The following is a 14,507-nucleotide window of genomic DNA, read 5'->3' on the forward strand; positions in this document are numbered from 1 at the left end:
TCAGATTCTCCGCCAGGCCAGAGCGACGCTGACCGGGGCGATGACGCAGGCAACAGGGATGAGGGGAAAGCGGAAAATCCCGACAAGTATCGCCGTCACCGCAATGGTAATGATGGAAGGAGGAAATCGCATCGCCCTGCGAACACCATGGACGCACATGATGATGAGGAGGCCCATTGCAGCAAAGGCCACACCGTCCGAAATCACCGGCAGCAAGGGATAGCCGGCAAGGGCATCGAACAACTGGCAAAGACCGACGACCGCAAAAAACGGACCGACGAGAAACCCGATAACGCAGGTCAAGGCACCGACAGGTCCGCGCAGCTGCTCACCCATACAGATGACCAGATTGACCACATTCGCACCGGGCAGCATTTGCGAGATCGCCAGACTGCTCGAGAAATCCTCTTCGTCGATCCAGCGCTTGCCGAGAACGAACTCCCTGTAGAGCCAGCCGCTGAGGCCTCCACCGAAACTCAAGATACCGATCTTGAAACAGAGGAGAAAGAGAGAACGAAGGCGTGGTGTTTCTAGCGGAGAGGCAGGGACTGGAGAAGTCAAGGGCTGTGTCCGTTGCTTGGCTGAACGACTCTAACTTGATACGCGCTAGGAATTTGCTCTGGTCCCCTCTTGGGTCTCCCGCTGGCGTTAGTCAACCGGCAATTTCACGTGTTCAGCACATATTGTCGTGACCATTCCACGCTGCGCTTCAGGGCAGGAAAGCTCCTCCGTTCACATGCATTGTTTGTCCCGTTATGAAGCGGCCTGCCGGGCCGGCAAGATAGAGCACCGCAGCCGCAACTTCTTCCGGCGTTCCACGCCGGCCGACCAGTGTCCGCGTCGTATTGTGGTGCGCCGGCTCGCCTCCGGATGAGGTATGGGCGCGATTTGTATCGATCATTCCGGGCGAGACCAGGTTCACAGTGACGCCGCGCGGACCAAGCTCGTGCGCCAAGGCCTTGGTGAATCCATCGAGCCCGGCCTTGGCCGAAATGACATGGGCGCGGTTCATCGCCCCGGTATAGGCGGTGAGACCACCGATATTGACGATTGCTCCCCTCTCGCCTGCGATTAGATGGGGGATTGCCGCGCGGCTCATCAGAAACGCTCCATCCAGCGTCACACCCATGACTTCGCGCCAATCGGCGAAGGACAGCTTCTCGACTGGAGCCTCCCTCCGGATAGCTGCGTTGTTGACGAGAAGATCGAGACCGCCGAGGGCGTCCACCGCCTGTCCGACGAGCCGCGCCGCATCAGCCTCTTGTGCCACGTCACCGAGAAGTACAATTGCCCGGCTACCGTGTGCTTCGACTTCGCGCGCTACGGATTCAGCCGCTGCTTGATCCGACCTTGCAACAATGGCGATCGAAGCGCCTGCTTCGGCTAGCGCAAGCGCGATAGCGCGTCCGATATTGCGCGATGCACCCGTTACCAGTGCGACACGGCCCTTGAGTTCATGATTGTCCTTGCTCATGCCCGCGCCGCCTCCAAACCGACTTTGCCGCCCTCTGCTATCTGATTGAGCGAACTGCGCAATGCTGCGATCTTGCCGCTGTCAAAGCCGCCGAAACGCAAATTGGCCTCGAACTTGGCAGCCAGTTCGGCATCCGGCAATGGTTCCTGTGCGCCACCGCGCATATATGGCTGCCTGAATTCGTGCACGGTTCCATCCTTCAGGGTTGCCTTGAGGTGGCCGGTGAAGTTTTTGGGATAAGGATCGTTAGGATCGATCTCGTAGGAGATCTTCGCGGCAAGTGCCAGCACCTTTGGGTCCTTGACGCGTTCATCGGTAAACTGTCCGAGACCTGCCTCACCATCGAGAAAACCAACCGCCATACAGAATGGTGTCGAGAATTTGCCGGCATAGCCATTGGGCGGCCGATGCTTTTCAGCGAGTGGTTCCCATAGACGATGAACAGTGCCCTCGCCTACCTTGCAAGTGATGGAAACAATATCCCCTGGCAGCACGCCCGCGGCTGCCAGCTTTTTCGCACAATCGATAAATGGCTGTGTCATGGTTCCGCACGCGTAGGGTTTAAAAGCCAGCGTCTCCAGGATCCAGGTTTGGCCAAGTCCATCGAGCAGCGGTGCGAAATCTGGCGTCTTCGATGGAGCAAACGCCTTGTAGAACCCATGCGAACCGTCGAACACGGTAATCGGTCCGGTAAACCCGCCTTCTGCAAGAAGAGCGGCACGCAGTCCGGCCTGTGCCGCAGCCCCGGCATGCAGGCGCTTGGTGGAGCTTCCATCGGCGAGATATTCGATGATGCCGGACGCGAGACTGCCCGAAATGCCGAGTGCTCTGCCAATTGTTGCAGCATCGAGACCGAGCGCGGCGCCAACCGCGGCGGCAGCGGCGGGAGCACCAAATATCGCCGTGGGGTGGAAGCCGGCCTTGTGGGTCGCCTGCGGTGCAACAAGGCTCATCCGGCACATCAATTCGGAACCAACCGCAATGCCGCGCATCACCGCCGTGCCATCAAGATTGCGTTTTTCGGCGATGGCCAGAACAGCCGAGACGATCACCGCGCCGGCGTGGATGGGTCCGCCTTCAAAAGTGTCGTCATAGTCCTCCCCGTGGGCGGCCGTGCCATTGACGAGCGCGGCATCGTAAAGCCCGAGGCCGCGATCATGACCATAAGCCGTGCACGACCCCTCATCCACTGCACTGGCAAGCGCGTCGCGGACATAGTCCGTGTGTCTTGCGGCAATGGAAAGACCGATAATATCGAATATCAGGCGACGGCAGACATCAGCGACCGCAGATGGTGGCGCGGCCTCCTCGGCAAAGGCTGCTAGTTTAACCGCCACTGGCGTCGATGTCGGGACGGAATGGTTCATGACTGCGCTTCCTCGATTTTGGTCTTGCGGGCGTCGCGGAATTCGCGGCTAAGCGAAAAGACGACGAAGATGAGAGCGATCGACAGCAGGCAAACGGCGATCGTATCCTGAAGGAATATCATGTGATCGCCGCCTGACAGTACGAGCGACCGGCGATAGCTCGATTCCACCATGTGGCCGAGCACGACACCAAGGATCATCGGCAGCACGGGGAAACCGGCGATCCTCATGAGATAGCCAACCAAGCCGAGTGCAAGTGCAATGCCGAGATCGAACAGACTGTTATTCAGGGTGAAGATGCCTGACAGGATCAACGCAAAGATAAATCCGGCGCGGTAAGCCCGTGGTCTGTTAACAAGCCAGATGCAGGCGGGCAGGATGATCATGCCGACGCCGATCTGCGCGATGATAGCGATGAACGAGCCGACATAGATACTGTCGATGACCTGCGCGCTCTGCTCGAAGAGGCGCGGGCCAGGGATGAGCCCGTGCATCAGCAAACCGCCAAGCAGGACGGCTGTAGAATTGGAGCTTGGGATGCCGAAGCTGAGTAGCGGGATCAGCGCTGTACTTGCCACTGTGTTATTGGCAGCTTCCGGCGCTGCGACGCCTTCTTCTGAACCTTTGCCGAAAAGCTGCGGTGTTTTCGACCAGCGCTTGGCTTCGTTGTAGGACATGAACGCGGCGATGGATCCCCCGCCTCCCGGGGTCAATCCTTCGAACAATCCAAGAATGCAACCGATGGTTTGCGAGCGCTTGAGCTTGTTCATCATCGACCGGCTTGGCAGCTTGATCCTGATTGTCTCGTTCAATTGCAGGACGGTTGACGAGCCGGATTGGCTCATGAGCTCGGTAAGTGCGAACAGACCAACCATCACCAGTACGGGTTCGATCCCGCCGAGGAGATCGGGGATATCGAAGGTGAAGCGGGTAACGCCGGATATTGGATCCGTGCCAACGGTCGCGATCATCAATCCGACGGTCGCGGCTGCGAGGCCCTTGATCAATGACCCGCCGCTCATGGAGGCGATCACGCTGAGGCCGAGGATCCCAAGGCCGAAATAGGATGGCGGGGTGAATGCCAGCGCCAGCCAGGATAGGGGTTCGGTCAGCAAAATCAGCATTGCGAGGCCAAAGAGGCTTCCAACGACGCCCGACATCAGCGAGATGCCGAGTGCCTCGCCGGCACGCCCCTGCCGGTTCATCTCATAGCCATCGATAACCGTGGCAGCAGAGGAGTTGGTTCCAGGCGTCCTTATGAGAATGGCCGGGATCGAGCCGCCATATTCAGCACCGATGTAGACGCATGCCAGCAGCGCAATCGCTTGAGCCGGGTCCATGGTGTAGGTGAAGGGCAAAACGAGCGCCATGGTAATGGACGCGGATATGCCCGGCAGAGCACCACCAAGAATGCCCCAGGAAAGCCCGCCAATGGCAACGAAGAAGAGTGGGGTCTCGGTCAGCAGGTGGATGATGTCCCATAATGTGGTCATCAGAACATTCCTTGAAAAAGCGAGCCTGCCGGCTGATGGACGCCAAGCAGTTTGACGAAAATTGCCCAGTAGAACACCGCACCGCCGACCGCCGCTGCCAACACCACCCAGTTGCGCGGCGCCCCCTCATAGAGCGCAACCGCGCCGATCAACAGAGCAGTGCCCGCGACGTAGCCGATAAACGGAAGGACAAAAACGTAAACCGCACCCAGAAGGAGAAAGCCGATCGCGCGCGGCAAGCCGGCGTCACCCTCGTCGGCGTCCGCCGACGCGGTCGCTGTTCGAGCTCGTCTGAAGAGCATGGCACGTGCAATCAAAAGGACAGCAAGAATGGCAAGGATGATGGACAGCACATGCGGCAAGCCCGTGGCACCCACTTCATCGGACAAGGTGCTGTCGGCGATTTGACTGGACCAGGCATAATACGTCCCTGAGACGGCAAGAAGAACAACGCCGCTGATAAGATCTTTGTTCATTGGGTGGCCCTCATCCGACATAGGGGACCGGTTGATGGCCGATCCCCTCGCGTTATTATTTGATGGCGCCTGTCGACTTCAGAAACGCTTCCGTTGTCGATCCGAAATTATCGATGAAAGCCGGATAGTCCTTGTGCCCGATGAACTGAGGCACGAGCACTTCAGCAGTATAGGCCTTCTTGTAGTCCGGGTCCTCGAGGAGCTTCTTGACGGCTTCATCCCAAATAGCGGTTGTGGAGTCCGGAATACCCTTGGGACCGGCGAGGCCACGGAACTTGACCAGACTGACGTCAAAACCCGATTCTTTCACAGTTGGCACATCCGGCTTCTCGGTAATGCGTTCAGGATTGAATGTGGCAAGCAAAGTGATCTTGCCGGCATCGAGCTGCGAGCGCAATTCCTGGATTTCGCCAATGCCGATATCGAGCGTGCCATTGAGAACATTCAGCATCATATCGCCACCGCCCTCGTGGGTGACAATTGCAGGCGTGACGCCTGCCGCCTTCTTCAGTTGCTCGGCTGCCTGACGTTCCAGCGATGCGGGATTAGCCGCGCCCCAGCGCCCTCGCTCTTTCTTTGCATGATCGATCACGTCTTTCAGCGACTTGAAAGGCCCATCAGTCCGTGTGTAAATCACTTCACTATCGGCGAAGATATTTACCAGCGGATCCATGTCCTTGTAAGTATTCTGCGGTTTGCTCATCAGCGACGTGTAGATATAGGTCGGCGTTGTCGCATAAAAGACGCTTCCGTCGGCTGGCGCTGTCGCAACGCGTGCCATGGCCTTTGCGCCACTGCCGCCCTGGACATTTTCCACGATAAAGGCAGCGCCGATATACTTGCCCAAGTACTTCGTCATTTCGCGCAGGAATACGTCACTACCGCCGCCAGGGCTGGAATGGGTCACCAGCGTCACAACTTTATTGGGATAAGGCAGCGGATCGGCTTTAGCCGCTGCGCTGGATAAGATAGCGGCAGTGGCAAGGCCGACCGCTGTCCTCCCGATCAATTTCATAAAATGCATTGTCTCTCTCCCTTCAAGTACCGTTTCTTCAGAACGGTTTTCTACTTTCTCAGATCATTTTGCCGCGAGTTCCCGTTCGCCGCTGATGAGTGCAACAAGTCTTCCGACATCAGCACCTTTATCTATACTCTGCACCAATGCCAGCAGTTCATCCTGGCAAGGGGCGTCAATGACGCCCTCCGCGCACATGCGGAACTTATCCTGAAGTCCAGCATCGCTGATCGGATTGGAAGGCCCGCCGCGGTAGCGCTCATCGGCCCACTGTATCAACGTACGCCCGTCCTTGGTGATCACCTCGATACGCGAGCGGATCTTGTCATAGCCGAGCGCATCGATCTCGAGATCGTTGATGACATCCGTACGCGCTTGCAGGTCCTGCATGGCATCTCCGGCTACAAACGCGTCCTCGAATTCATGGTGACTGGCGCGGCGGCACAACACGATCATCGCAAGCAGAGCGGGCATCGAGAATTTGGCCTGGAGATGATTCTGCGCTATCGGATAGCGAATAGGCTCGATGATATTTTTGCCGGCAAAGAAGCGGATGCGTTCGACTTCTTGAGGTTTCAGATCGTGATCCAGGACCAGCTTCAGCATTGCGTCCATCGATTGATGGGTGAGAATACCCGACGGGTATGGCTTGATGCTGACGCCGGGCTCGATAATGGTCAAAGGAGCGCCAAAACCGGCCACGGCTTTGTCCTCGTCAAAGCCCTCGCCCATGACGGAAAAGAAGCCCCAGGGGCCGTCGAGTGCGGCCGGATCGGCTTCGAAACCAGCGGCGGCGAGACGTGCCGCAGTGACACCGTTTTCGCAGGCACGTCCGACATGAAGGGGCTTGGTCATGGTGCCGAAATTCACCCGAATTCCAGCGGCAAAACTCGCCGCCAAACCGAGTGCATGGGCAAGCTTGTCTCCCGTCAGTCCTAGAAGCTTGGCAGCAGCGACAGCCGCGCCAAATGTGCCGACCGTACCGCTTGTATGATGTCCGCGGCGATAGTGGCGCGGCTTCATCCATTCGGCAATCTTGCATTCGACTTCAAATCCGAGCTGGAAGGCGAGCATGAGATCCCGACCATCCACATTGCCTTTTTCACTGGCAATGATCAGCGCAGCAGTAAGCGGTGGAACGGAGGGGTGGGTCAGCAGACCATAGATGTGAGCCGGATCATGGGAGACTTGTGTGTCATCCCAATCGTGAGCATGTCCGGCAGTCCCCCATACGCGGGCGGCCAGTGATGCCGGGACTTTCGCCGATCCGTTGCCCGGCAAGGGCGCATCTTCACGTCCTCCCTGAGCAAGCGCGTCTTCGATGAGAATCCGCACCGAGGCTTCGCGACTACCGGCGAGATAGAGGCCGACGGTGTCAACCATGCAGCGACGGCCGACAACAAGTGCTTCTTCCGGCAGGTCCTCATAGGTCGTGCGTTCGATGAAACGTACGGCCTTTGCCGTGATGTCGGAAGATAAATTCACGCGTCTTGTCTCCTGATGGATATGCAAAGTTCGGTCGGATATTGGGCCGTCAGGAAACTAGGGTGTAGAATGTAAATTGTCAACAATCATTGTAAATTGTTGACAATTAAGGGCGGGAGCGGATGTGTCAGGCGTGCGGTGGCAGTACGGCTCGATCCCGCTTCGCGGTGAGCCAATCCCTGACGCGGTAATAGCGTAGCGTCAGTTGCGGTCCAAAATTCATGTAAAACGGCGCCGCCGTCAGCGGCTCAAGCTTGAGCGCCAAATCCCTGTCAGGCACGCCTAGGGCCCATTCCGACAAAATGCCGCCTAGCATGCTCCCGGTCGGCACGCCGCGCCCGGACAGTCCGGTCAGCGCGACGACACCCGGAGCCAGATCGTACAGGCGCGGAACCGTACGGTATTGCATGTCGAGTTCGCCAAACCAGAAATACTCCCAGCGGATGTCTTGGTCGATTTGCGGATGAAGCCATTTGAGCCGGTCAGCCATCACCTTTTTAGTATATGCCAAATCCTTGCCTCGTCGTCCCATCGGGAACATCGACGCAACGATGCGGCCTTCGGCGTTGTATTTGTAGACAAAGATGTCGCCGCGCCCGTCATGGATTGTGGTGTTCTGCGGTAATACGGTGTGGCGTGCGTCTTCGCTCAGTGGCTGTGTCGCGGCCACGAACACGCGTTGAATTTTGAACGTCTTGTCCAGGCCGGGCCAGCCATCGACCGTATAGGCGCCGGTACCAAAGATGACCTTGTCTGCGATGACGCGGCCTCCGGGCGTTTTAACCGCCCATCCTCCGCCCTCGCGCTCAACCTTTGCCACAGCCGAATGTGTATGGATCACGCCGCCTTCAGAGATCACGGCGCGTGCCAATCCGCGCGCATATCCAAGTGCATTGAGATGCCCGGCTTCGGAATGAAACCAACCGCCGTGGAATCGCGGGCTGCCGGTGACTGCCTCGACTTCGCTCTTGTCCAGAACGCGTGTCTTCGCACCCACTGCGTTATAGTCCCGCGCTTTTTCTGCGATGGTCGCAATGGCACTCGGCGTATGCGCCCCCATGACATACCCGTTCTGCTGCCATTCGCAGTCGATGCCATAACGCGAGATCATCTCCGCCACGCGATCGTTCGCCCGAGTCTGTCGCTGTATAAGCCGCTCCGCCCAGGGCTCGCCCAGCATCTTGCGCAGTTCCGGCAAACTATAATGCGTGAACGTCGGGGTGCAGTGTCCGGCATTCCGGCCGGAGCCGCCAAATCCGATCTCCTGTGCTTCAAGAAGTACTACCTTCACACCCGAGCGCGCGAGTTCCAACGCGGTCGTCAAGCCCGTGTAACCCCCGCCGACGATGCAGACATCAGCCTTGGTCGTGCCTTCCAACGTAGATGTTTCCGGTGCAGGTGCCGCCGTTGCGTACCAGAGCGTCGCTTCTAAGGGAGAGAATTTCGGCACTATCCACCCTCCCCTAATTCAAGTCACTGCGGGCGTCGAGCGCGTCGCGCAGGCCATCGCCGATGAAATTGAAACTGGTGACTGCAAGTGTAATCGCCACACCCGGGATGATTGCCAGCCAGGGGGCGGACTGCAGATACTGCTGCGCTCCGTTGAGCATATTGCCCCAACTAGGAAGCGGCGGCTGAATGCCATAGCCGAGGAAACTCACATAGGCTTCCAGGAGTATGGCTCTGGCTACGGTCAGCGTAGCGGCGACGATGATCGGTCCCATAGCGTTCGGTAGCAGCTCGCGAAACATGATCCAGCGATTGCTGAGGCCGAGCATCCGTGCTGCCATGATGAAATCGCGCTCACGCAGCGAGCGCACTTCCGCCTCGACGATGCGTGCAACTTCCATCCAGCTGGTGATCGCGATGATTACGGTGATCATGATCGGACTGGGCTTGATGAACGCAGCCAGCGCCAAAAGCAGAAAGATGCTGGGAAAAGACAGGACCGCATCAACGAACCGCATCAGGACGGTGCCGATTCGTCCGCCGTAATACCCTGCGACGACGCCGATCGTTGCGCCGATCATTGTGCTCAGGATCATGGCGGCAAAACCGACAAGCATCGAGATCCTGCCCGCCATCAGAAGGCGCGCCGCTATGTCACGACCAAGCGGGTCTGTGCCGAAAAAATGATAGCCGGTCAGCGGCGGAGAGAAACGCGCACGAAGATCGATATAAAGGTCATTGTATGGAAGAAGATATGGTCCGATGACACAGGCCAGCGTCAACAAGATCACCATTACGACACCAAGTGCCGCGAGCCGGTGCCGAACGAACCGCCGGAAGGTTCGGCTGTTCCACCAGCCGGACTTTATGGGGCGATTGATGGGCGTTGAGGAAACAGACATCGCGATCTCCTTATGTCAGCCGAATGCGCGGATCGACGAATGCCGTAAGCAAATCTGCCGCGAGGTTACTCAGAAGAACGAGAATCGCCGAGAACATCAGCAGACCCATCACCACCGGGTAATCCTGATAGCCGAGACTATCGAGAAACAGGCGTCCCATCCCCGGCCAGGTAAACACCGTCTCGGTGACGAGCGCTCCACCAAGAAGCGTTGGCACCTGCAATCCCGCAAGGGTTATCATCGGCAACAGAGCGTTGCCGACGACGTGCTTCATCAATACGCGCCGCGGTGTCATGCCTTTGGCGCGCGCCGTCCGGACGAAATCCTGATTGATCACATCGAGCGTCGCGGTGCGCATGTAGCGGCTCCACACCGCCACGTCGACCAACGCCAAAACCATGGCTGGCATGATCAGATGAACGGCATAATCCAGAAAGGAACCGTTGCCGATCGTGTACATGTTGCCCGCCGGCAACCAACCGAGCTTCAATGAGAAAATGTAAATAGCGACGAGACCGAACCAGAACGTCGGGATGGACAAAGCCACCATCGCGCCAACTGTTGCTGTGTAGTCGAAGATCGAGTAGCGCTTCGTCGCTCCCTTGATACCGACCCAGGTTCCGATCGTGACCGAAATCACCGTTGCAGTTCCCATCAGCAGTAAGGTAGCGCCGAAATGCCCGCCGATGACATCGAGAACAGGGCGGCTGTCTCTGAATGACCTGCCCCAGTCGCCGCGTAACAGGCGCCAGAACCAATCCGCATATTGTACGATCAGCGGCCGATCAAGCCCCATCTGGGCGGAAATGCGGTCAAGGTCCGCCTGTGTCATGCCAGGCGTCAGCGCGAATTGCGACAGCGGACCGCCCGGTGCCAGATTCAGTACCGCGAAGCCGATCATGGATACCAGCACGAGCAGCACGAGACTCTGCCCAAGCCGGTTCAATATGTAGCGTGTCATTGCGTCGATCTCCGATAACGGTTCGAAGGCAGGACAGGGCCAGGGATCGTCACCCTGGCCCTGCAGATCCTATGCCTGTTCCCAGTACCAGGTCCCGACGTTCCAGGAGTCGATGCGATTGTTCACGTTTGGCGTGAAACCGGTCATGCCTTTCTTGCGGCCTCGGACCGTGGCGTACTGGAAGATCGGCAAGAGAGGCAGATCATTGCGAATGATCTCCTGGATCTTGAGGTAGGTCTTCTTGCGTTCTTCCGGCACGAAAACCTGCCCGCCTTCACCCAGCAGCTTGTCGACTTCCGGACTGGCATATTGCGAGGTGTTCTGGCCTGCACCACCTTTGGCGTTGATGGATGTCGAAAGGAAATAATCCGACGAATCGGGATCTGCCCCGGTAAGGAAATTAATGCCGACGACCACGGAATCGAACTTCGACTGCATCCAGTATTCGCCCCACATAACCGCCGGGGGAAGGTTGGAGATGGTCATCTCGACGCCAATATCCTTGAGGGATTGCTGCATGAACTGCTGCACCTGTTCACGGATATGATTACCGGCCGTGGTCGAATTGGAAAACGATAGCCGGACTCCGTCCTTGGCACGGATACCGTCTTCGCCCGGTTTCCAGCCAGCATCGTCAAGTATCTTCTTGGCTTTCTCGATATCAAATTCATGCTTCGGCAGGTCCGGATTGAAGTAGACGGACTGCTGCGGCATGTAGGTCTCGGTCGGCGACGGCAAGCCATAATAAAGCGCATCGATGATCGTCGTCTTGTCCAGAGCGTAATAAAGTGCCTGGCGCACCGCGAGGTCCTTGAACTGCGGCTTCTCCATATTGAACGTGACTGACTCCACCGTGGCGCCTGGAACGACCTGAACCTCCTTGCCTTCCAGCGCCTTTGCCTCTTCGTAGTGGTCAGGCGTGATCCACTGCAAACCGGTCACATCGATATCGCCCGTCTTGAACTGGGTGTAGAGGACAGTGAGATCCGGAATGTATTTGTATATGACCCGTTCGAGATAAGGACCATCGCCATAATAATCCGTGTTGGCAGCGAGCTCGATATGATCGCCTGCGACGCGTTCGACCCATTTGAATGGTCCTGTCCCGACGGGTGCGTTGTTGAACGGTGCAGTATTTCTGTCTTTTTCCGGCTCCAGTATATGTTTGGGCACGATAAACGTCGCAGCGAGGATGGAAGCATAAGGCGCGTAAGGCTTTTCCATTCGCCAGGTGATTTCCGTTGGCGAAACAACCTTGATGTCACGTACCTGGTCGTGTCCGGCGCGCCGCGCGCTACGGAAATCCTTGTCGACGACGAGGTCGAGTGTGAACTTCACATCGTCTGCGGTGAAGGGCTTGCCATCATGCCACTTCACACCGTCGCGGAGTTTCACCTTCCAGTTGAGGCCGTCGGCGGAGATGCCGCCATTCTCGACTGTCGGAACTTCAACCGCCAGGGCGGGCGTGAACTTCCCTTCCGGGTCGACGTTGAAGAGCGGATCGAAGACGCTGAAATGGATACCCTCATCGACTTCGATATGCAGCATATGCGGATTGAAAACGGTAGGTTCCTGCGAGAAGCCGATGATCACCTGTCCCTTGGGCGCCGAGGGCGGAGCGGCATAGGCTTTATCTCTTCCAAGAATCCCCGGCATGACCAAGCCAGTTGCACCAACCATGCCCATCATGGCGAGTGCCTGACGCCGGTTGGGGTGGAGAATTGCATTTCGATGCTTATCAGACATTGTCGTTTCCCTTCTTTATTGGTTTGTGTTCAATGTTCCAGTTTGCATTCTATCTGCCAGTCGGCAGAGCATTCTCGACACGGCGTGGCTCCTCAACCACGCCGATCTTAGAAACCGCTGAGTGGCTGCACCTTCGACCCATCGCTGAAGCGGGAAAAACGGAAGTCCGTGGGATCGACGACCGGCGTGCGGCCAGTGACGATATCGGCCATCAGTCGACCTGCCGCCGGACCAATGCCAAAACCATGGCCCGAAAACCCGGTGGCTATGTGAAAGCCGGGGATCTCATCTACTGCGGAAATCACAGGAATTGCATCCGGCGTCACGTCGATGTAGCCCGCCCAACGCTGAGCAATCTCCGCCTTGTTGAAGACCGGGAAGGCGGCTTTCAGATTGTTGAAAGCCTTGTTCGACATGTCCAATGAAGGCTTCGGATCCAGGACGCGATTATATTCGAAAGGGCTGGCCTCATCCATCTTCCAGCGCGTCGGGAGCCGCGCCTCGTCGAAGAAACGGCCACCGAAGCGAAACGACAACGATCCCCATTCCATCTTCAGCGCCGGAAGGAATTTGAATGCATAGCGAAAAGATTTCGGCACGATGTCGACAATGTTTTCGTGGCCGGAGGCAATCGTATAACCGCCATCCTGACGTTTGCGTAGGGCAAAATACTTGGACCAAAGCGCGGATTCCGGCCCGCCTTCCAGCGGCTTCGTGCGCATGACGGTATTCATCACCTTCAGCTGCGGCAGGTCGATCCCGTAAAGCCCGCAGAAGAGATTGGACCAGGCGCCGCCGGCAAGCACGACAGCATCGCAGGCGATGCGTCCGCGCTCGGTGACAACACCCGAAACCTTGCCGCCGGTCGTCTCGATGCCGCGCACGGCACACTCCGTAAGGATTGCCGCGCCTTTGTCGCGCGCGGCTTCAGCAACTGCGGGTGCGGCCTTTTGCGGTTCGGCGCGACCATCGGCGGGCGTATAGAGAGCGCCCTTGAGTTTCATGCTGCCGCCCGGCAAAAGGTCTTCGAGTTCCTTGCCGCTCACCATTCGGCTCGGCAGCTGATAGCCCTCGAGATTGTGGCCCCATCGCTCGTGCTCCTCATAGGACTTGTCGTCCGGGCAGGCGAATATGATGCCGGCGCGTTTATAGCCTGTGTCACGGCCGAGCCTTTTGTCGAAGCCTGACCAGATGCGCAGCGCCTCGGCCATCAGCGGTACTTCGCGCGGGTCACGGCGGGAGATACGCACCCAGCCCCAGTTGCGGCTCGACTGTTCCTGACCGATGCCGCCTTTTTCGCACAAAGCAACCTTGTGACCGCGCTCGGCAAGTTCCAGCGCCGTTGACGTTCCGATAATGCCGCCGCCGATAACAACCACATCGACTTTTTCGGGCAGGTTTTCATCGCCGTGCACGCTCACGACATAGGGACCGGGCATTTAATAGGATTCCTCTAACTGGCAGTTGATGGTAAATTCGGCGACGCTCGCCTCATTTGGAAGATCGAGCAGCATTGCCGTGATCCGGGCGATGTCGCCGGGATCGGTCAGCAGATTGTCAGCACGGTTGGTCAGAGCTCGCGCCATGTCGGTTGCGACAAATCCAGGACAAAGAGCGGTTGCGCGTATACCGAGGTCCCAACCCGTATGGCGAATGCCATGAGCCAGGGCCACCGCGGCAAACTTGGAGATTGAATAGAGGCTGGCGGTCGAAGATTTCACACGCTTGCCGGAGAGCGAGCCAAGAATGATAACGCGTCCTCGCCCGCTTTTGCCAAGCGCGTCCCAAGCCGCCGCTGCGAGCCGGCGCGGCGCCTTCACATTGATCGCAAGCATGGCATCGAGATCAGCATCATCTGCCTCAATCACGTTCTTCGGAATCATGATGCCGGCATTCGCGATGATCGCGTCGATCCGGCCGAACCTCGCTAGTGCTTGCTCGGTCCATGCGGCTTCTGCCAATGGATCGCTTGCATCGTAGGCAACGACCTGGACACGATCCGAGTCAGCCCAGTCAGGCAATTGCGGGCTGCGCATGCCCAGTGACAACCGCCATCCTGCAGCACCTAGAAAGCGCGCAATCGCCTCCCCTATCCCTCTGTTTGCCCCCGAAATCAGGCCGACGCGTTCTTCCGTCATA

Annotated in this window: 13 protein-coding genes; all 13 read right to left on the reverse strand. The window is 57.9% G+C overall.

Going from position 1 to position 14,507, the window contains the following annotated elements:
* The 13 genes from N8E88_RS01255 to N8E88_RS01315 all read right to left on the reverse strand — a co-directional run bounded on the left by N8E88_RS01255 (position 1) and on the right by N8E88_RS01315 (position 14,506).
* Positions 1 to 480 carry a chromate transporter gene (locus N8E88_RS01255; RefSeq protein ID WP_262290369.1) on the reverse strand — a complete coding sequence of 160 codons (480 nt, stop codon included), beginning with the start codon at positions 478 to 480 and terminating at the stop codon, positions 1 to 3.
* Positions 481 to 709: 229 nt separating this feature from the next.
* Complete coding sequence (locus tag N8E88_RS01260) at positions 710 to 1,474, reverse strand: SDR family NAD(P)-dependent oxidoreductase (RefSeq protein ID WP_262290370.1); 765 nt, start codon at positions 1,472 to 1,474, stop codon at positions 710 to 712.
* Positions 1,471 to 2,841, reverse strand: a complete 1,371-nt coding sequence (locus N8E88_RS01265) for an MmgE/PrpD family protein (RefSeq protein ID WP_262290371.1) — start codon at positions 2,839 to 2,841, stop codon at positions 1,471 to 1,473. Before N8E88_RS01265 ends, N8E88_RS01260 begins: the two co-directional genes overlap by 4 nt.
* Positions 2,838 to 4,334 carry a tripartite tricarboxylate transporter permease gene (locus N8E88_RS01270; RefSeq protein WP_262290372.1) on the reverse strand — a complete coding sequence of 499 codons (1,497 nt, stop codon included), beginning with the start codon at positions 4,332 to 4,334 and terminating at the stop codon, positions 2,838 to 2,840. Before N8E88_RS01270 ends, N8E88_RS01265 begins: the two co-directional genes overlap by 4 nt.
* Positions 4,334 to 4,810, reverse strand: a complete 477-nt coding sequence (locus N8E88_RS01275; RefSeq protein WP_262290373.1) for a tripartite tricarboxylate transporter TctB family protein — start codon at positions 4,808 to 4,810, stop codon at positions 4,334 to 4,336. Before N8E88_RS01275 ends, N8E88_RS01270 begins: the two co-directional genes overlap by 1 nt.
* Before the next feature lie 55 nt (positions 4,811 to 4,865).
* Entirely contained in the window at positions 4,866 to 5,834 is a 969-nt protein-coding gene (locus N8E88_RS01280) for a tripartite tricarboxylate transporter substrate binding protein (protein ID WP_262290374.1), read from the reverse strand.
* Between the two features lie 54 nt (positions 5,835 to 5,888).
* Positions 5,889 to 7,310, reverse strand: coding sequence for an MmgE/PrpD family protein (locus N8E88_RS01285; RefSeq protein ID WP_262290375.1), 1,422 nt, complete (start codon positions 7,308 to 7,310; stop codon positions 5,889 to 5,891).
* A gap of 127 nt (positions 7,311 to 7,437) precedes the next feature.
* The gene (locus N8E88_RS01290; RefSeq protein ID WP_262290376.1) at positions 7,438 to 8,760 is read right to left on the reverse strand and encodes an NAD(P)/FAD-dependent oxidoreductase; all 1,323 of its coding nucleotides are present in this window, start codon (positions 8,758 to 8,760) and stop codon (positions 7,438 to 7,440) included.
* Positions 8,761 to 8,773: 13 nt separating this feature from the next.
* The gene (locus tag N8E88_RS01295) at positions 8,774 to 9,661 is read right to left on the reverse strand and encodes an ABC transporter permease (protein WP_262290377.1); all 888 of its coding nucleotides are present in this window, start codon (positions 9,659 to 9,661) and stop codon (positions 8,774 to 8,776) included.
* 10 nt (positions 9,662 to 9,671) lie between these two features.
* Entirely contained in the window at positions 9,672 to 10,622 is a 951-nt protein-coding gene (locus N8E88_RS01300) for an ABC transporter permease (RefSeq protein ID WP_262290378.1), read from the reverse strand.
* A gap of 69 nt (positions 10,623 to 10,691) precedes the next feature.
* A complete protein-coding gene (locus tag N8E88_RS01305; protein WP_262290379.1) occupies positions 10,692 to 12,368 on the reverse strand; it encodes a peptide ABC transporter substrate-binding protein in 1,677 nt (558 codons plus the stop codon).
* A 107-nt stretch (positions 12,369 to 12,475) separates the two neighbouring features.
* Positions 12,476 to 13,807: an NAD(P)/FAD-dependent oxidoreductase gene (locus N8E88_RS01310; protein ID WP_262290380.1), complete on the reverse strand. Its 1,332-nt coding sequence runs from the start codon at positions 13,805 to 13,807 to the stop codon at positions 12,476 to 12,478.
* Positions 13,808 to 14,506, reverse strand: coding sequence for an SDR family NAD(P)-dependent oxidoreductase (locus tag N8E88_RS01315; protein WP_262290381.1), 699 nt, complete (start codon positions 14,504 to 14,506; stop codon positions 13,808 to 13,810).
* Between the last annotated feature and the right edge of the window lies 1 nt (position 14,507).

This window comes from Phyllobacterium zundukense, assembly GCF_025452195.1.
Taxonomy (GTDB): Bacteria; Pseudomonadota; Alphaproteobacteria; order Rhizobiales; family Rhizobiaceae; genus Phyllobacterium; species Phyllobacterium zundukense_A.